Source organism: Desulfitobacterium dehalogenans ATCC 51507 (assembly GCF_000243155.2).
Taxonomy (GTDB): Bacteria; Bacillota; Desulfitobacteriia; order Desulfitobacteriales; family Desulfitobacteriaceae; genus Desulfitobacterium; species Desulfitobacterium dehalogenans.
Window position 1 is genome coordinate 1,118,711 of the sequence record NC_018017.1, and the last position, 16,218, is coordinate 1,134,928.

The 16,218-nt window shown below is 44.8% G+C and carries 19 protein-coding genes; 7 read left to right on the plus strand and 12 right to left on the minus strand.

What is annotated here, in order from left to right; translation table 11 throughout:
- Window positions 1-39: 39 nt before the first annotated feature.
- Entirely contained in the window at window positions 40-198 is a 159-nt protein-coding gene (locus DESDE_RS21805; protein ID WP_014793039.1) for a hypothetical protein, read from the minus strand.
- Window positions 199-352: 154 nt separating this feature from the next.
- Here DESDE_RS21805 and DESDE_RS05430 point away from each other — a divergent pair, with 154 nt between their 5' ends.
- The 5 genes from DESDE_RS05430 to aroF all read left to right on the plus strand — a co-directional run bounded on the left by DESDE_RS05430 (window position 353) and on the right by aroF (window position 3,817).
- Complete coding sequence (locus tag DESDE_RS05430) at window positions 353-565, plus strand: helix-turn-helix domain-containing protein (RefSeq protein ID WP_014793040.1); 213 nt, start codon at window positions 353-355, stop codon at window positions 563-565.
- 19 nt (window positions 566-584) lie between these two features.
- The gene (locus tag DESDE_RS05435; RefSeq protein WP_014793041.1) at window positions 585-863 is read left to right on the plus strand and encodes a helix-turn-helix domain-containing protein; all 279 of its coding nucleotides are present in this window, start codon (window positions 585-587) and stop codon (window positions 861-863) included.
- 314 nt (window positions 864-1,177) lie between these two features.
- On the plus strand, window positions 1,178-1,852 hold the full coding sequence (locus DESDE_RS05440; protein WP_014793042.1) for a DedA family protein: 675 nt from the start codon (window positions 1,178-1,180) through the stop codon (window positions 1,850-1,852).
- 96 nt (window positions 1,853-1,948) lie between these two features.
- Window positions 1,949-2,836, plus strand: a complete 888-nt coding sequence (locus DESDE_RS05445) for a hypothetical protein (RefSeq protein WP_242831341.1) — start codon at window positions 1,949-1,951, stop codon at window positions 2,834-2,836.
- A 153-nt stretch (window positions 2,837-2,989) separates the two neighbouring features.
- On the plus strand, window positions 2,990-3,817 hold the full coding sequence (gene aroF, locus DESDE_RS05450) for a 3-deoxy-7-phosphoheptulonate synthase (RefSeq protein ID WP_041917218.1): 828 nt from the start codon (window positions 2,990-2,992) through the stop codon (window positions 3,815-3,817).
- A 115-nt stretch (window positions 3,818-3,932) separates the two neighbouring features.
- Here the strand turns inward: aroF and DESDE_RS05455 are convergent, their stop codons facing one another.
- Together DESDE_RS05455 and DESDE_RS05460 are read right to left on the minus strand one after the other, a co-directional pair.
- On the minus strand, window positions 3,933-4,193 hold the full coding sequence (locus DESDE_RS05455; RefSeq protein WP_014793044.1) for a hypothetical protein: 261 nt from the start codon (window positions 4,191-4,193) through the stop codon (window positions 3,933-3,935).
- A gap of 57 nt (window positions 4,194-4,250) precedes the next feature.
- Window positions 4,251-5,504 carry a DNA polymerase Y family protein gene (locus DESDE_RS05460; protein WP_014793045.1) on the minus strand — a complete coding sequence of 418 codons (1,254 nt, stop codon included), beginning with the start codon at window positions 5,502-5,504 and terminating at the stop codon, window positions 4,251-4,253.
- 282 nt (window positions 5,505-5,786) lie between these two features.
- Here DESDE_RS05460 and DESDE_RS05465 point away from each other — a divergent pair, with 282 nt between their 5' ends.
- Window positions 5,787-7,220, plus strand: coding sequence for an NAD(P)/FAD-dependent oxidoreductase (locus DESDE_RS05465; RefSeq protein ID WP_014793046.1), 1,434 nt, complete (start codon window positions 5,787-5,789; stop codon window positions 7,218-7,220).
- 125 nt (window positions 7,221-7,345) lie between these two features.
- Here the strand turns inward: DESDE_RS05465 and putP are convergent, their stop codons facing one another.
- The 8 genes from putP to DESDE_RS05505 form a co-directional block, all read right to left on the minus strand.
- A complete protein-coding gene (gene putP / locus DESDE_RS05470; RefSeq protein ID WP_014793047.1) occupies window positions 7,346-8,806 on the minus strand; it encodes a sodium/proline symporter PutP in 1,461 nt (486 codons plus the stop codon).
- 236 nt (window positions 8,807-9,042) lie between these two features.
- Window positions 9,043-9,402 carry a monovalent cation/H(+) antiporter subunit G gene (gene mnhG, locus DESDE_RS05475; RefSeq protein ID WP_172637584.1) on the minus strand — a complete coding sequence of 120 codons (360 nt, stop codon included), beginning with the start codon at window positions 9,400-9,402 and terminating at the stop codon, window positions 9,043-9,045.
- Window positions 9,374-9,670, minus strand: a complete 297-nt coding sequence (locus DESDE_RS05480) for a Na(+)/H(+) antiporter subunit F1 (protein ID WP_014793049.1) — start codon at window positions 9,668-9,670, stop codon at window positions 9,374-9,376. The genes mnhG and DESDE_RS05480 overlap by 29 nt, the downstream gene beginning before the upstream one ends.
- The gene (locus DESDE_RS05485; RefSeq protein WP_172637644.1) at window positions 9,667-10,140 is read right to left on the minus strand and encodes a Na+/H+ antiporter subunit E; all 474 of its coding nucleotides are present in this window, start codon (window positions 10,138-10,140) and stop codon (window positions 9,667-9,669) included. Before DESDE_RS05485 ends, DESDE_RS05480 begins: the two co-directional genes overlap by 4 nt.
- Window positions 10,141-10,173: 33 nt before the next feature.
- Window positions 10,174-11,661 carry a Na+/H+ antiporter subunit D gene (locus DESDE_RS05490; protein ID WP_014793051.1) on the minus strand — a complete coding sequence of 496 codons (1,488 nt, stop codon included), beginning with the start codon at window positions 11,659-11,661 and terminating at the stop codon, window positions 10,174-10,176.
- Window positions 11,654-11,992, minus strand: coding sequence for a Na(+)/H(+) antiporter subunit C (locus DESDE_RS05495; protein WP_019849712.1), 339 nt, complete (start codon window positions 11,990-11,992; stop codon window positions 11,654-11,656). The genes DESDE_RS05490 and DESDE_RS05495 overlap by 8 nt, the downstream gene beginning before the upstream one ends.
- Window positions 11,993-12,418, minus strand: coding sequence for a Na(+)/H(+) antiporter subunit B (locus DESDE_RS05500; RefSeq protein WP_014793053.1), 426 nt, complete (start codon window positions 12,416-12,418; stop codon window positions 11,993-11,995).
- The gene (locus DESDE_RS05505) at window positions 12,405-14,792 is read right to left on the minus strand and encodes a Na+/H+ antiporter subunit A (RefSeq protein ID WP_014793054.1); all 2,388 of its coding nucleotides are present in this window, start codon (window positions 14,790-14,792) and stop codon (window positions 12,405-12,407) included. Before DESDE_RS05505 ends, DESDE_RS05500 begins: the two co-directional genes overlap by 14 nt.
- Window positions 14,793-14,919: 127 nt before the next feature.
- Between DESDE_RS05505 and DESDE_RS05510 the strand changes: the two genes are divergently transcribed.
- On the plus strand, window positions 14,920-15,603 hold the full coding sequence (locus DESDE_RS05510) for an adenine nucleotide alpha hydrolase family protein (RefSeq protein ID WP_014793055.1): 684 nt from the start codon (window positions 14,920-14,922) through the stop codon (window positions 15,601-15,603).
- Between the two features lie 41 nt (window positions 15,604-15,644).
- Here the strand turns inward: DESDE_RS05510 and DESDE_RS05515 are convergent, their stop codons facing one another.
- Window positions 15,645-16,208 carry a tyrosine-type recombinase/integrase gene (locus DESDE_RS05515; protein ID WP_014793056.1) on the minus strand — a complete coding sequence of 188 codons (564 nt, stop codon included), beginning with the start codon at window positions 16,206-16,208 and terminating at the stop codon, window positions 15,645-15,647.
- Window positions 16,209-16,218 lie beyond the last annotated feature (10 nt).

A 16,218-nucleotide genomic window follows, 5' to 3' on the forward strand; every position in this document is an offset into this window, starting at 1 on the left:
TCTGAGCCGGGAGTTTAGCCGCCCGGCTTTCGGCTTTGATTAGTCAACAAATGTGTTTCTGCTTACATCGAATATCCCAAAATATTCCTCGTTCAGCTCCACCTGGTACCGCTGATAACCGGCCGGGCTTATGCTGACGGTCCCCTTTACGCCGAGAGCTTTTAGGGCTGCAGTGATTTGAGTTTTTATTTTTTCCATATGGGTGGCCTCCTTTATAATCATTGTTTTGACGTTTTTTATCACCTTTATGATTATAATATACTCTATAATAATCATGGTGTCAATAGTTTTTATCACACTATTGATGTTTTTTATTATATTTGTTATTATGTTTTTAAGGAGTGTGGCAATCATGATCGAAAACAGACTGAGCGAAATAATGGGCAGAAAAAGGCTTAAAATATCTGAGGTACTGGAAGGAACCGGCTTGGCCCGGAATACCGTAGCAGACCTTTACCACGGCAGGGCAAAAGGAGTACAATTTGAAACGCTGGATAAACTCTGTACCTACCTGGGCGTTGAAGTAGGGGAGTTGCTGGTACACGAAAAAAGCACCGAAGAATAATCCCGGTGCGGAGGTAGACATGATCAAAATTGACGCTGTCACAATTGGTAAAAACATAACTGCGCGCCGCGAACAGCTTAATATGAGCATAGAATATTTAGCACAGAAGACAGGGATCACGTTAAAGCGCATCAAGCAAATAGAAGCAGGGGAGAAGCGGCCAAATATTGCACCGTTGGCACGGATTGCCTGGGCCTTAGAAATTACAATAGAAGAGTTGCTGACGGTAGAGCAAACCACGGCAACTAAAGTTTTGTATAACATAGCTCAAAGTCACGAAAAAAGCACCGAAGAATAATCGGTGCTTGTCACGTTTATGGGGATAGGGACATATAGTCAAAGCAGAAACCCGGTGCAAATATGATGCACTGGGCTTCTGCTTTGACAGTCAAAATTCTTATAAGGTAGCTCCTATACTCTCTTGATTCTTAACGGTAATATACATGAAAGATACAAAATTGGGCTCTAGCCCTTGAAATAAGCGACTCCTTTATTAATCTTTTCTTAAATCTCTTCACTTTATTTGATTTTTTTTCGATAAAAAGCTATGATGATTCGGAAGAGAATTAGCGGACGAAGTGTTTTTGATGATACAATCTAGGGGGTTAAACTTTGGAAGTTATACAGACCGTGGTGGACTTTTTTATTCACTTGGACAGTCATATTGGTGAAATCATAGCTGCTTATGGGGTTTGGACTTATCTCATTCTCTTTTTGATTATCTTTGCTGAAACAGGGTTGGTTGTAACCCCTTTTCTGCCAGGAGATTCTTTGATTTTTGTAGTAGGTACTTTCGCAGCCGCCGGTGCTTTAGATGTGCGGATTTTATTTTTCTTGCTGCTGGGGGCTGCGGTTTTAGGGGATACGGTCAATTATGAGGTCGGCCGCTTCTTAGGGCCAAAAGTATTTTCCAAAGAGATGCGTTTTCTTAATCATGAGAACCTTATGAAGACACAAAGGTTTTATGAGAAGCATGGGGGCAAGACCATTATCATTGCCCGCTTCATTCCTATTATTCGAACCTTTGCCCCCTTCGTAGCAGGTGTCGGCACAATGAAATACCTGAGGTTCCTTGCCTATAATTTCGTAGGGGCCTTACTGTGGGTTACGATAGCTCTTTGCGCCGGTTATTTCTTTGGCGGTCTACCTTTCGTACGGGACAATTTCACCCTGGTGATTTTTGCCATTATTGGCATATCGGCTATGCCGGCGGTTTATGCCTATGTTAAGAGTTGGCTGGAGGAGAGAAACCAGCGGAAAGTAAGTACGAATAATGAATCAAATTAAAAAGGGTTTTCTCGTTCTGGTATAGAAAAAGGAATTAACACTGGTTAATAGTGTTAATTCCTTTATTTTTTGTAAGCAAGAAGAAAGGGGAGGAATATGATGCATAAGGCGAAACTAGCGCAATCCTTAGTGGTCATCCTGTTAATTTTTGTGGTTATAGCCGGTTCTATAGGATTATCTTCAGGAATGACCAAGGAAGAGCTGGAGTATCGCCCGTTGACCTTGAGTGAGGTCACGAAGCTTTTTAGTCAAAAAGGGTTTAAGCTTGAATCTGTGGGAAGAGAAGGATTTGAGAATACGGCACTGTTCGGCATTGAACCTGAAGTATTCCGCATCCACAACTCTGAGGATTTAGTATTGATATACCCCTTTTCCTCCCATGGGGAACGGAAAAAGCTGGCCGGGCATTACTGGAGGCTTGACTCCGAAATGATGGAGATGTTTTTACCTTACAGCCAGCTTTTTCAGATTCTGATGGCTAAGAATATGTTCATTGTTTACTGCCCTTTGCTGGATGAAGAAAGCTTTAAGGCTATGGGGCCGGCCTATACTTCCTATGTACAACGGTCAAAAGCAATTGCCGAATTGGTATTGAGGGACTTAAATGGTGGGAAGACCCTGATTTTCCGAGGGGAGGGTCACTATTGGCAGGTTGAGGTAGCACTTAACTACTTTAACCAATTTTATAAAGATGACCGTGGTGTGCTGGGTTATGACGGCTGGAGTGAAGAGAGTGCTAGAGCCAAATATAAGGGGAACCCTTCTCAAGTAGAATCGTTTAACTATATCCTTGAAGGTACGAGTGGCAGCTTCGGTGGAACACAGCATACCCTGCGTCCCGATGGCTTTGCCAATTTGGGCAGAGGGAGCGGTTTGGTGAATAAGGCCGAAGGCAGATATAGTTTCAGTATAAAATGGAACGGTCAAGGAGAAACCTTTGACCTGGAGGTGGATCCTTTCGGAATGATACGACTTCCTTATTAAAAGGAGATATCTTGAGGAGATCTTGTATTGGGAATAGCTTATGGGATATAATATAAAGAAATTTTTCTGCGAAGTGAGCGGTAAGACAGAAAGTCCACGGCTTTCATCCCAGGAAGAGGGCGCCGTGGACTATTATATCAGGGGGTTGGGGTTATGAATTTGCCTTTAGTGGGATTAAAGGGTGAGCGAAGTATGATCAGGGTAGGGGATACGACCATTGGAGCCCAGGAGATCGTACTGATGGCCGGTCCCTGTGCTGTAGAGTCCAGAGAACAGATGCGGGCCGCTGCCCAAGGGGTCAAAGAAGCTGGCGGAAAGATTTTAAGAGGGGGAGTCTATAAGCCCCGTACTTCCCCCTATAGCTTCCAGGGTTTAGGGGAAGAAGGAATAGACTATCTGGCGGAGGCTGCTGCAGAATATGGGCTCCTTACCGTGACGGAGGTTATGGATGAACGTAGCCTGGAAGTGCTGGTGAATAAGGTGGATATTCTGCAGGTAGGTTCTCGCAATATGCAAAATTTCCATCTTCTTAAGCTCTTGGGAGAGATAAATACTCCTGTAATTCTTAAAAGGGGCCTGGCGGCCACGGTGGAGGAATGGCTCTCGGCTGCAGAATATATCCTAACCGGTGGGAATTCTCAAGTGATTCTCTGTGAGCGGGGGATTCGTACTTTTGAGCCCAGCACTCGTAATACCTTGGATCTCGGTGCGGTGAGCTTAGTGAAAGTGCTTTCTCATCTGCCTGTCATTGTGGACCCCAGCCATGCGGCTGGGAGAGTGGATATCATTCCTTCCTTAGCCAAGGCTGCTATAGCGGTAGGAGCCGATGGGCTGCTTATTGAAGTCCATCCTAATCCTGGGGAAGCCCAAAGCGACGGTATCCAATCTCTCACTCCGGAGCAGTTTGCCCGGCTCTCTGCAGAGCTCCGACCTATAGCACAAAGCGTCGGACGGAGTATGGAACATCCTCAAATAGTTTGATCCCATGGATAGCAAAAGGAAGCAAAAATCTGGCAAGTGAATCCTGAATATAAGGCAAGGGGGACCGGGAGCAGCTAAGGCGGCTCACGGTCCTCCTTTTGCAGCAGCGTACTTGTCATATCTTATATAAAAACCATTCGCAGGTATGGAGTTCATACTTGAGTTCATACATCTTAAGAAATCCGTTGATAATACTTTGACAGCGAAAAATAATTATGGGATTGCCGGCTATTTTTTCCTCGGATTTTAAGATGATTTTGTCAATGACAATGACAAAAGGAATATCTTCGAAGCGAGCCTTGAATTTAACCGGCCGGGGAAAGCCGTATTCATTGAAATGGGCCATCATTTCAATGGGTTGCATGATAACCTTCACTAAAAACACTCCTTTTTTTAGAGCTGTCATCCTGAAGGAACGGCTAAAGGATCTTTTTTAAAGCAGGCTGGTCATCGTCGGATACTCCTCTTCGGCGATGACTCCCCCAGTCATGGATTTAAGGCCGGAGTGAAGATAAGAGGAGCGCATAATAGCCTGAGAGCCAAAGCGCTCGCGAATCCCATCAATAGCTTGATCCACCTTTCGCTCCTTTTCATAATCCTTGGCGAAGAGGGAAAGCTGCAGGAAATCATTCTGACAAAGCTCGGAGACTCGAACCCCCAGGTGTCTCAGGGGCTGGCCCTTCCATAATTCGTCAAAGAGCCGACAGGCAATCTCCCAGATTTCATTGGTACAGTCTGTGGCCTGGGAGAGTTTTCGTTGATGAGAATAGGAGAGAAATTCGTTGGTCCGAAAAGAGATGGACACCAGCCGGGTGAAGTACTGACTATGCCTTAACCTGGCGCTGACGGTTTCAACAAGGGAGAGCAGAACCAGGTGAGCCTCCTTGCGATTATCAACATCGAAGGATAGGGTAGTGGAATTGCCCATGCCTTTGACCTCTACCCTTCCGCCGGGACGGACGGGAGAGTTTTCGATTCCGTGAGCATAATTCCAAATTAGAAGGCCATAGCTTTTCAAGATTGCTTTTAAGAGGCGGGGGTCAGTGTGTGCCAACTCTCCAATGGTTTTGATATTGCGGGAGAGAAGTTTCCGGGTAGTTGCTCTTCCCACCATGAAAAGTTCTCCGATGGGCAAGGGCCACATTTTTTCAGGAATCTCTTCAGGAAATAAGGTGTGGACTTTGTCGGGCTTTTGGAGTTCCGAAGCCATCTTTGCTAACAGCTTATTGGTAGAGATGCCGATATTTACAGTAAAGCCCAGCTCCTTTTTAACCCGATCTTTAATTTGATAAGCGATAGCCAGGGGGTCCCCAAAAAGAAGATCCATGGAAGTGAAGTCCAGAAAATATTCATCCACGGAAAATTGTTGGATTAAAGGAGAATACTCCCTTAAGATATCGCCTAGAGCTTTGCTGCACTGACGAAAGAGGAGATAATTGGGCTTGGCAATGATCAAGTCCGGACATTTGGAGAGGGCGGAATATAGGGTTTCCCCGGTTTTGATACCGTATTCTTTAGCTAAGATCGATTTGGCCAGGACGATCCCGTGCCGGGTCAAGGGATCCCCGCCGACTACAGAAGGGACGGTTCTTAAATCCAGGGGATCTCCTTGCTGAAGGCGGTAGGTCGCCTCCCAAGAGAGATAGGCTGAGTTAACATCAATATGAAAAATGATAGGTTTACCCAAAATCTAATCACCACCTATGTAGAGAAACCTTAGGATTGTATGATCTGCTTCATATATTATATGCGAATATATGTTCTGTATCAATAGAAACAAATATTCTATAATTGTTAAAATGTGTTTTGTTTTCCAAGTTTAAGGCGGTTTGAATAAAGAATTAAAGAATCCAAACGAAAAGTGGATATTTTAATAAAATGTTCGGATTTAGGCTTGAATTATTAAAGAACATAAGGTATAGTTTACTAGGTTTGGCTATAGTTAAGTTTAACCGAGGAGGAATGAGCCTTGAAAAAGTATGATGTGATCATCGTTGGGGCAGGTCCCGCCGGAATTTTTGCTAGTTATGAATTGGCCACAAAAGCACCTGAAGCTGCTGTTCTTTTGATTGAAAAGGGACGGGATATCTATAAACGCAGTTGCCCTATTTTGAAAAAAACCCTTTCTAAATGTCCGCCGCCCAATAAGCAAAGGGAATTTGCCAGCTGTACTCCTGCATGCTCTATTACTAACGGTTTTGGGGGCGCTGGAGCCTATTCTGATGGAAAATTCAATATTACCACAGAGTTTGGGGGATGGCTTACCGAATATCTGCCTCCTTCTGAGGTTTTGAGTCTCATTAACTATGTGGATCAGATTAACTTAAACCATGGAGCCACCAGTTTACTGACGGATCCCAGTACTCCTGCGGTAAAGGAGATTGAGAGGAAGGCCTTAGGAGCCGGCCTGAAGCTCCTTCGGGCTCAAGTCCGGCATCTGGGAACAGAATTAAACCTGGAAATTCTCAAGGATATTTATGAGTACCTTAAAGGAAAAATCGATATGGTGTTCGAAACGGAAGTCGCTGATATTATGACCGATGAAGGAGAAGGACACCTGCGGGTTAAAGGAATCCGTACCAATAAGGGAGAAGAGTACTATGCTCCTAAGGTGGTAGTGGTTCCTGGACGGGATGGTTCAGAGTGGTTTAAAGATGTCTTAAAGAAGTACAATCTGGAAATGAGCAGCAACCAAGTGGATGTAGGAGTTCGTGTCGAAACCCTGGATACCATTATGGAAGATATCAACGAGAATTTGTACGAAGGAAAATTCCTCTACCGGACTTCCGTAGGTACCACCGTGAGAAGCTTTTGCAGCAATCCTTCCGGTCATGTGGTCATTGAGAATCATACCGGGGTCATGCTGGCCAATGGACATGCTTATCGGGATAAGAATCTGGGCAGCAATAATACCAACTTTGCTTTGCTGGTATCCCATAATTTCTCCTATCCCTTCAACAAGCCTACAGAGTATGCCAAGAACATTTCCCGGCTGGCCAATGATTTATCCAACGGCAGTGTGTTGCTGCAGACCTTCGGGGATATTATGAAAGGCCGCCGCTCCACAGAGAAGCGTGTCAAGGAAAGCTTTGTGGAACCTACTTTAAAAGAGGCTGTTCCCGGCAACCTGGGGCTGGTGCTTCCTTACTCCACCATGAAGAGCATCATCGAGATGATTGAGGCCTTGGATAAAGTAACGCCCGGTATAGCCTCCGAGCACACCCTGCTTTATGGAGTGGAAGCCAAGTTCTATTCTTCTCGTCCTAAGCTCAAAAATAACTTTGAGACTGAGATTGAAGGACTCTATGCTGGAGGAGACGGAGCGGGAGTGACGCGGGGCCTGGCTCAGGCGGAGGCATGCGGAGTGAAGATCGCGCGAAATATCATTGAGGAAAAAAAGTAATCGATATATAAAAAAGATTCGGTCGCCCCGAGTGGATTGGCACTTGGGAGCGAGCGAATCTTTTTTTCGGGGCAGCCTGTATTCTTAAGGCTGCCCTTTCTCCGAACATATATTATTTTAGTAAATCAGACATTTTTAGTCGCTGCTTCGGTTTTTTCGAACTCATCCTTAATCTCTTTTGAGGGTTCAGTGGTCAGCAGGCTGACGATAAGGATGGAAAGCAAGCCCACGATAAAGCCGGGTATCATTTCGTAGACTGCGTCGAAGGCAGGGAACTGTTCCCAGAGGATAACGGTGGCTGAGCCCATAATCATGCCGGCCAGGGCTCCCCATTTGTTCATCCGTTTCCAGTAGAGGCTTAAAAGAATAACAGGACCAAAGGCGGAACCAAAACCGGCCCAGGCATAGCCTACCAGGTTGAGAATGGTATCATTTTGAGTCCAGGCCAGATAGGTGGCCAAAAGAGCAACGAGCAGAACACAGAGACGGCTGACGAAAACCAGCTCCTTATCTTTAGCCTCACGACGGAAGAGAATCCGATAAATATCCTCAGTCAGGGAGCTGGAGGTTACCAGAAGCTGAGAGGAAATAGTGCTCATAATAGCCGCAAGAATAGCGGAAATCAGGAAGCCGGTGACAATGGGATGGAAGAGAATTTTACCCAGCTCGATAAATACCGTCTCAGGGTCAGCCAGAGCAGGGCCATGAGTGGCAAAGTAAGCGATACCTATGAGGCCGGTAAACATAGCTCCCACTTCAGAGAAGACCATCCAGCTCATACCAATGCGGCGGGACTTTTTGATCTCGTTCACTGAAGAGATGGCCATAAAACGCACAATGATATGGGGTTGGCCGAAATAGCCTAAGCCCCAGGCCAAGAGGGAGATGATACCAATAACACTGGTTCCGGTGAAGATATTTAAGAGTGCTGGATCAATGGCTTGAATGGTGGCGAAGGAAGATCCAAGGCCCCCGCTATACCAAAGTGTAACAATCGGTACCATGATTAATGCGGTAACCATGATTAATCCCTGGACAAAGTCCGTAAAGCTAACGGCTAAGAATCCTCCAATCAGGGTATACCCTACAATAACCAGAAGAATTAACCAAAGCCCTGTATGGTAGCCGATACCAAAGGTTGTATTGAAGAGAACAGCGCCGGAAACCAAACCGGAAGAGACATAGAAAGTAAAGAAAATAATAATGACGAGTGCGGAAACTAAACGAATGACATGGGAAGTATCATGAAAACGATGTCCAAGGAAAGAGGGAATGGTAATGGAATTACTGGCAATTTCCGTGTAAGAACGCAGGCGGGGAGCTACATAGAGCCAGTTAAAATAGGCACCAATGGTAAGTCCGACCACAATCCACCCAGAGCTGATTCCTGAAGCGAACATGGCTCCTGGCAGTCCCATCATGAGCCAGCCGCTCATATCCGAGGCACCGGCGCTCAAAGCTGTGACCGCTGGGCCCAGAGTTCGTCCCCCAATCATGTAATCGGATAGATTCGTGGTTCTCTTGTAAGAATAATACCCGATGGCCAGCATCATGACCATGTAGAAGATAACCGAAAAAGCAACCACTCAAACATCACTCTCCTTCTTTTTTGAAATTTTTATATATAAAAGCATCTATTATAGTACACATAATAATATCATAAGACCTATAGATTTATAAGTGGGAAATGAATAAGTATACATTATTTTTTAATATTCTTTCATTTCATTAATTGCTTTCATTAAACTGCTTGAAAAAGAAAAAGCAACCTCAGACCATTAAAATTATCTGGTCCGAGGTTGTTTTTCAGCTGTGAAAAAGCTTAAGCCTTCTCCAATACTTCTTTTAAATCGTCACGTACGCTTTCCTTAGCCAAGGGGACTTGTGCGCGATAGGCAGAACGACAGATAACATGGGATGAAACAGGAGAGGTAAGAAACACAAAGAAAATGCCAAGGAATAACTTGATACTGAAATAATCCTCCACAAACAGGAAAAAGAGGAAGGTCCCCAGCAGGACAAATAATACTCCTAATGTAGAGCTTTTGGAAAGAGCATGGGCGCGATTATAGACATCCGGGAGCCGAATAAAGCCAATGGCACTGAGGAAACCCAATATAGTTCCGATTAAGATAATGATCCCTATACCTAACTCAATCAGCGTGTTCGCGTTCAATGACAATCCCCCTCTCGATAAATCGTGCAAAAGCGATGGTTCCGATAAAGGAGAGAATCCCAATCAATAGAATCACTTCAAAAAAAGCTGTAGTTCTGAGAAATACGGAAAAGATGGCTACCGCGGCAATAATATTAATGCCGAGGGCATCCAGGGCTTGAACACGTTCAGAGGCCGTGGGCCCTTTGACACAACGGTAAATCGTTGCCAAGATGGAAAGAGTTGAAAAGCATAAGGATAAAAATATGACCCAAAATAAGATTCCCTCTATCATAGCCTTGTCACCTTCTTAATAGCATCTTCAAACTTTTCTTTAGAGCGGATGACTGAATCGCTCAGTTCGGGAATATCCATAGCGTGGATATAGAACATCCTCTTGTCCGGAGAGATCTCCATCACTACGGATCCTGGGGTCAAAGTGATGAGAAGTGCCAGAAGAGTCACTTCCACATCGGATTCCAAACTGGTTTCCAAGGAAAAAATCCCCGGCTTAATATCAATCTTCGGCTTGATGATTTCCCGAATCACCATGATGCTGGATGTAAAAAGTTCATAAATAAAGAGAAAAAAGAGCTCCGCAACAGCTTGTAAAGTGAAAAGGTAGAATTTGCTGTTCAGAAAACGCCGTAAAATGAAGAGAACCAGGATGCCAAACAGATATCCGCTTGAAAAGGTTAAGATGCTCCAATCATCCTGAAAAAACATCCATAAAACTCCGATAAATAAATTGATTAACACCTGCATTGGCATCGAATCACCTCTTTCCCTCATGTGCACTTACTGGAATCTCTCCTGGAGAACGGCATCAATATAGATCTGGGGCTCCAGCAATCCCGCCACCGCTAAATCTATGACTCCATGGAGTCCTTCTGCCCCTATGCCCAAGGCGACAGTACAGGCTGTAAGTAGGGCGATGGGGAGCAGCAGTCCTTTTGTGGTTCCTTTTTCCGTTTCTTCCGTAAAGTTTGTGTATCCCCAGAACACATTCATGAACAGCTTTAACATAGAATACAAGACCATCAGGCTGGTGAACAGACCGATGCCGCCGAGCCAAAAGTAATCGGCGCGAAAGGTCCCTTCAGTGACAAAGATTTTGCCGACGAAACCACTCAAGGGAGGGATGCCGGATAGGGATAAGGCCGCAATAAAGAACATCCAGCCTAATTGAGGATGTAAGCGAATCAGTCCGCTCATTTCCTTAAGTTTGCCTGTACCTGTCAAATGAAGGATTGTTCCTCCTAAAAGGAAAAGGAGAGCTTTGACAATCATGTCATGGACCAGATAATAGATGGATCCCCGCAGGCCTGTTTCAGTGAAGGAGGCAAAGCCTGCCAAAATAAAGCCGACCCCAACTACCACATTATAGGTCAGGATACTCTTGATATCCCCGAAAGCAACTGCTCCCATGGCTCCTAAAAGCATGGTCACGGCAGCGAGAACACCGATGAGAAGATGGGTGACTTCCGGTTCATGGTAAAAAACAAGAGAAAACAAACGAATAATGGAGTAGATCCCAACCTTGGTTAACAAGGCCGCAAACAGAGCGGCTATAGCTGTAGGGGGGGTACTATAAGAACCTGGAAGCCAGAAGAAGAGAAACAGGCCGGCTTTCAGACTAAATACGATTAAGAACAAAAAGGCTACCGCAGTCATCAGTCCATCCTGTCCGATCTCCGCCACCCGAACAGATAAATGGGCTAAGTTCAACGTTCCGGTCATTCGATAAAGAAAGGCCAGGGCAATCAGGAAGAGGAAAGATGACACCATATTAATCAGAATATAGTGAATGGATTCCTTTAGCTGTATCTTGGTTCCCCCTAAAGTGATCAGCACATAGGAGGCAACCAACATGACCTCAAAGCACACGAATAGGTTAAAAATATCCCCGGTAAGGAAGGAACCGTTTACACCTGCGATTAAGAATAAGGTTAAGGGATAAAAATAATGCCGCTCTCGCTCTATACCGATGGAGGAGAAAGCATAATACACGCAACAAAAAGTGACGACTGCAGTGACTAAGACCAGCAAAATCGAAAGCATATCAGCTACTAAACTTATGCCGAAGGGAGCTTCCCACCCTCCCAGTTGAAGGGTTTGAATTCCTGTTTCTTGGATTTCCCTCATGATAAAAAGAGCCGCGATTCCCACCAGGGTGGTGGTGAGGAGGCTTAGGAGCCGATGGAGACGGATATGATTGCGCAAAATAACCATGATCATTCCGGCAATAATCGGGAGGATGATCGGGAGTATCACTAAATTATTCATCATGATACCCCCTTAATTCTTCCAAATCGTCAGTCCCCAGGACGTTATAGGTTCGATAGCTCAATACTAAGAAGAGGGCCGTGGTGGCGAAGTTAATAACAATAGCCGTAAGTAAAAGAGCCTGGGGAAGGGGATCCGTGAAAAAGCTCTCCTTTAGGCCCAGAAGAGGTGGTCCGCCCTTTTTTAATCCTCCCATGGTTAGGATCAGCAGATTGACCCCGTGCCCGATAATGGAGGTTCCTAAAATAACCCGGAGCAAAGTTTTAGAGAGGATCAAGTATGTGCCTATGGTAAATAAAATTCCGATCACTATTGCCATCAATGTTTCCATTTATCGATCATCACCTATACTCATAATAATGGTTAAAGACGTTCCAATAACAGCTAAGGCAACCCCTACATCGAACAATACGGCGGTGGCCATCTCCGTCCTTCCGAACAGCGGAAGATGAACATAACCGAAGGCTTGGGTTAAAAAAGGCTCTCCTATAAGCATTCCCCGTGCCCCTGTAAAGACAGAAATCAGCACCCCGGCCCCGGCAAGGGCTTTAAAATCCACAGGGAAATTTTTGCGGACTTTTTCAATCCCATAGACTAAAAAGAGAAGGACGATGGCCGCGACAAATGCCAGTCCGCCGATAAATCCGCCCCCTGGGTTGTGATGACCGGAAACAAAAAGATTGACGGCGAAGGTCAGGATAATGACAACGGCCACTTTAGTTACTGTCCGCAGAATGACATCATTAGGATCTTTCATTCTCTTTCCCTCCTGCCATACGCAGCTTTATTAATGTATATACTCCTAACCCCGCCATAGACAGGACCAGAATTTCCAACATAGTATCAAATCCCCGAAAATCCACCAGAATGGCGTTGACGATATTTTTCGCGCCGGCAAGCTCATAGGCATTTTCGTAATAACCGGAAATAGACTCAGGGAGGGGATTCCCGTTTGCAGACAGAGCAACCATAGTCATAACGATACCAATGGCCAGGGAGACCAAGCCATTGACCACTTTAGTGGGAAGGGGAGTGTTCTCTTTTTTTAACTTGGGTAAATGGTAAAAGCAAAGTAAAAATAATACTGTGGTGATGGTCTCTACCACGAGTTGGGTGAGGGCTAAATCCGGAGCGCGGAAGAGAACAAAGAAGAAGACCACAAGAAAGCCTAAGGATCCTACCGCAACAACGGAGGTCAGGCGTGTTTGGGCCAGGAGAACGGTGACGGCGGAAATGACCATGGCTGCCAGCAAAGCAAGCTCATAGATGCTGAAGGAAGCATCCAGAGAAGGGTCAAAAACGATCCCTTTTGAAAAGACCATTGCCCCTCCTACGGCCACAATAATAAAGGTTAAGATATAGATAAGATAATCCCGAAGGGAGCCTGTCATATACCGTTTGGTTAGAGACAGGGAAAGGGACTCCATCCTTTCCAGAGAGGTCTCATAGATATGGTTCAAGGTTAAAGCCTGAGGGTAAGTGCGGTAGAGCTTCTGCCACTTTTTCAAGGTCTTGTACAGAATAAGCCCAAAGACGATCACTCCAAGGGTCATCAGAAGTTCGGGAGTAACCCCATGCCATGGACTGACATGAACTGTTAAAAGTCCTTCCTGAGCAAGAGGGGGCAGGACCGCGGCCCAGGCAGGGGCCAATACATACTGGACCAGGACATTGGGGAAGAAAAATAGGATCACCACTAAAGCCGCCAACACTATAGGGGGGATCAACATTCCCAGAGGCGCTTCGTGGGCTTGTTTCCCCAGCTTGTGTTTCGGTTGACCTGTAAAGGTCCTGAAGACCATGATCATGCAGTAGACAAAGGTTAAGATGCTGGCGATCCAGGCAAGGACAGGAATGAGAAGTGATATTTCCGAAGCGTTTAATACGGCGGTAAAGAAGAGCTCTTTGCTTAAAAACCCGTTAAAAGGAGGCAGCCCCGCCATAGATAAACTTCCGATGAGAGCCAGGGTAAAAGAAATAGGCATGATATGCATTAATCCGCCCAGTTTCCTGATATCCCGGGTGCCTGTTTCATGGTCGATGATCCCCACCACCATAAAGAGGCAGCCCTTAAAGGTGGAATGATTGACTAAATGAAAGAGTGCTGTAAAGATAGCGAGAGCATAGGCAGTTTTGGCATTTCCAGCGTCAAGTGCCAACGCAGCAGAGCCCAGCCCTAATAAGCTCATGATAAGCCCCAACTGGCTAATGGTAGAGTAAGCTAATAAAGCTTTTAAATCCGTCTGCCTTATAGCGTTGAAAGAACCGTAAAGCAGGGTAACAAGGCCAATACCTGAAACCAGCCAGAACCAGACCTCTCCCCCGCCAAAGACAGGAGTAAGGCGGGCAACTAAATAAATGCCTGCTTTCACCATCGTGGCCGAATGCAGATAGGCGCTCACAGGGGTTGGGGCCTCCATGGCATCAGGCAGCCATATACTAAAGGGAAATTGAGCAGATTTGGTGAAGGCGCCGATCAAGATCAATACCATCGCCGGCAGGAATAAGGAATGAGAGTGAATCTCCCCCAGACTATGGATCATCTCACGAATGCTATGGGTATCGGTCATCATGGTAAGGAGGATGAATCCTGCCAGCATAGCTAACCCGCCAAAAACCGTAATCAGCAAGGATTTACGGGCACCGGAGCGGGACTTCTCCCGTTCAAACCAGTAGGCTATCAATAAAAAAGAAGAAATGCTGGTCATTTCCCAAAAAACATATAAGGTAAAAATATTATCGGAAAGCACAACCCCCAGCATGGCTCCCATAAATAAGAGCAAATAGATATAAAAATTGTGTAAAGCTTCTTTGTGCTTGGAAAGATAATAGATAGAATAGAGAATGACCAGAAATCCTACTCCGCTGATGAGCAGGCCGAAGATCAAGGATAAACCATCTATAAGAAGGGTGATATTAATATCATAGGAAGGAATCCAAGGAAGGCTTAGGGCAATGATTTCTCCTGAAGATAGGGTGGGAATCGTGGATAAAAAAGCGAAAAAGATCAACAAAGGGATCCAGAGGACGAACCAGCCTGTATGAATCTTAGGAGTAAATTTCTTATGTAAAAGGGGAACTATGGGAGAAAATAGGAAAGGTATCCCTAAAACAAGATAGAGCCAAACCATCTATCCTCCTCCTTTTCTGTTCTATTCTTTAATAGTTGACTGATAAAGATTCATGAGCTATAGTCATATTTAAGTTAGTCGGTGTTTAAGCAAAATACACCTGTACAAGATTCTGAGGTGGGACAAAATGTTTAAAAAGAAAAAGCATATGGACGAAGGGCTTCTTGTTTGTATTTATTATGGCCCTAACGGTGAGCGACTCATACGGCGTGGCAGCAAGATTGCGAAAATGTTTGGCTGCCCACTCTATATATTGACCGTGGATTCCAAACCTTTTGATGAGTTGGATGCGGAAAAATCCATCTATATTACCAAATGGAAAAAATTAGCTAACGAGCTTGATGCAGACGGGTTTATTTTGAAGGATAATGAGCAGCGTCCTGTCTACAAAGTGATTGCTGAAACAGCCCGGGAAAAAAGAGCTACCCAGATTATCATAGGTCAAACGGTCCAAAGCCGCTGGGAACAAATTACCAAGGAATCCATTGTTAATTTACTTTTAAGGGAAATCCCTTTCGTGGACCTTCACATCATATCAGTGGCCCGTTACCTTAGAGATCCGGACAGCAATTATGAAAAAGGTGTCCGGGCTTATCTAATGACGGACGGGGAAAACTTCCGGCTGGTCTTTAAACATTCGAAAGAAATCGTTTATGAAGGTATTTTTTTCAAAGAATATGGTACCGACTTTAATAACGGGATTTTTAAGTTCATTAAGGATGGCGAAACATTACAGGTCCAGGTCATTGAAGATAGGGTTACGGAGTTGACCAATGTGGACATGGAACCCAATGAGAATGATGAAGACTGAGACTTTCTACACGCTCCACTGAAGACAGTGGAGCTTTTGTTTTATAAATTGACATTAACTTTTATGAATCGAGTTTCTTCTTTATCAATACCGATATATTTTAAGGTTTCCGAAGGAGAATGATGGTGAAAGGTTTTCATCAAAATAGAAATTGCTATACCGGCTCTGAAAGCATGGTAGCCGAAAGTTTTTCTCAAAGTATGGGTGCCTATCTTCCCGGGAATGCCCACCTTTCGTGCAGCATCATTAATGATTCGGTAGGCTTGTTGGCGGGTAATAGGAAGGTTGTCTTTTTTGGATTTAAAGAGATAATCGCTATCACGCAAACGGGCAAGGGTTAAGTATTTAATTAACTCTTCTTGAATCCTGTTATTAATGTAGTAGGCCCTTTCTTCTTTGCTTTTTTCATCATGAATGAGTAGGAATTCTTTGATCCTGCCATCCTCCCACACGTCATTGAGCTTAAGAGTCAGTAAGTCACTGATTCTCAACCCGGTATTAATACCGAAGACAAAAAGTAAAAGATCCCGTTGAGAGTGATTGCTCAATAATTTCTTAATCGCGTTAATGCTCTCCACATCTTTAATGGGATCAACGTATTCCACATTGGACCCT

Bases quoted from the DNA above. Each gene is read 5' to 3' on its own strand.
- DESDE_RS21805 (WP_014793039.1), bottom strand. From the start codon at position 198: ATGGAAAAAATAAAAACTCAAATCACTGCAGCCCTAAAAGCTCTCGGC.
- DESDE_RS05430 (WP_014793040.1), top strand. From the start codon at position 353: ATGATCGAAAACAGACTGAGCGAAATAATGGGCAGAAAAAGGCTTAAA.
- DESDE_RS05435 (WP_014793041.1), top strand. From the start codon at position 585: ATGATCAAAATTGACGCTGTCACAATTGGTAAAAACATAACTGCGCGC.
- DESDE_RS05445 (WP_242831341.1), top strand. From the start codon at position 1,949: ATGATGCATAAGGCGAAACTAGCGCAATCCTTAGTGGTCATCCTGTTA.
- aroF (WP_041917218.1), top strand. From the start codon at position 2,990: ATGAATTTGCCTTTAGTGGGATTAAAGGGTGAGCGAAGTATGATCAGG.
- DESDE_RS05480 (WP_014793049.1), bottom strand. From the start codon at position 9,670: ATGATAGAGGGAATCTTATTTTGGGTCATATTTTTATCCTTATGCTTT.
- DESDE_RS05485 (WP_172637644.1), bottom strand. From the start codon at position 10,140: ATGCAGGTGTTAATCAATTTATTTATCGGAGTTTTATGGATGTTTTTT.
- DESDE_RS05490 (WP_014793051.1), bottom strand. From the start codon at position 11,661: ATGAATAATTTAGTGATACTCCCGATCATCCTCCCGATTATTGCCGGA.
- DESDE_RS05495 (WP_019849712.1), bottom strand. From the start codon at position 11,992: ATGGAAACATTGATGGCAATAGTGATCGGAATTTTATTTACCATAGGC.
- DESDE_RS05500 (WP_014793053.1), bottom strand. From the start codon at position 12,418: ATGAAAGATCCTAATGATGTCATTCTGCGGACAGTAACTAAAGTGGCC.
- DESDE_RS05505 (WP_014793054.1), bottom strand. From the start codon at position 14,792: ATGGTTTGGCTCTATCTTGTTTTAGGGATACCTTTCCTATTTTCTCCC.
- DESDE_RS05510 (WP_014793055.1), top strand. From the start codon at position 14,920: ATGTTTAAAAAGAAAAAGCATATGGACGAAGGGCTTCTTGTTTGTATT.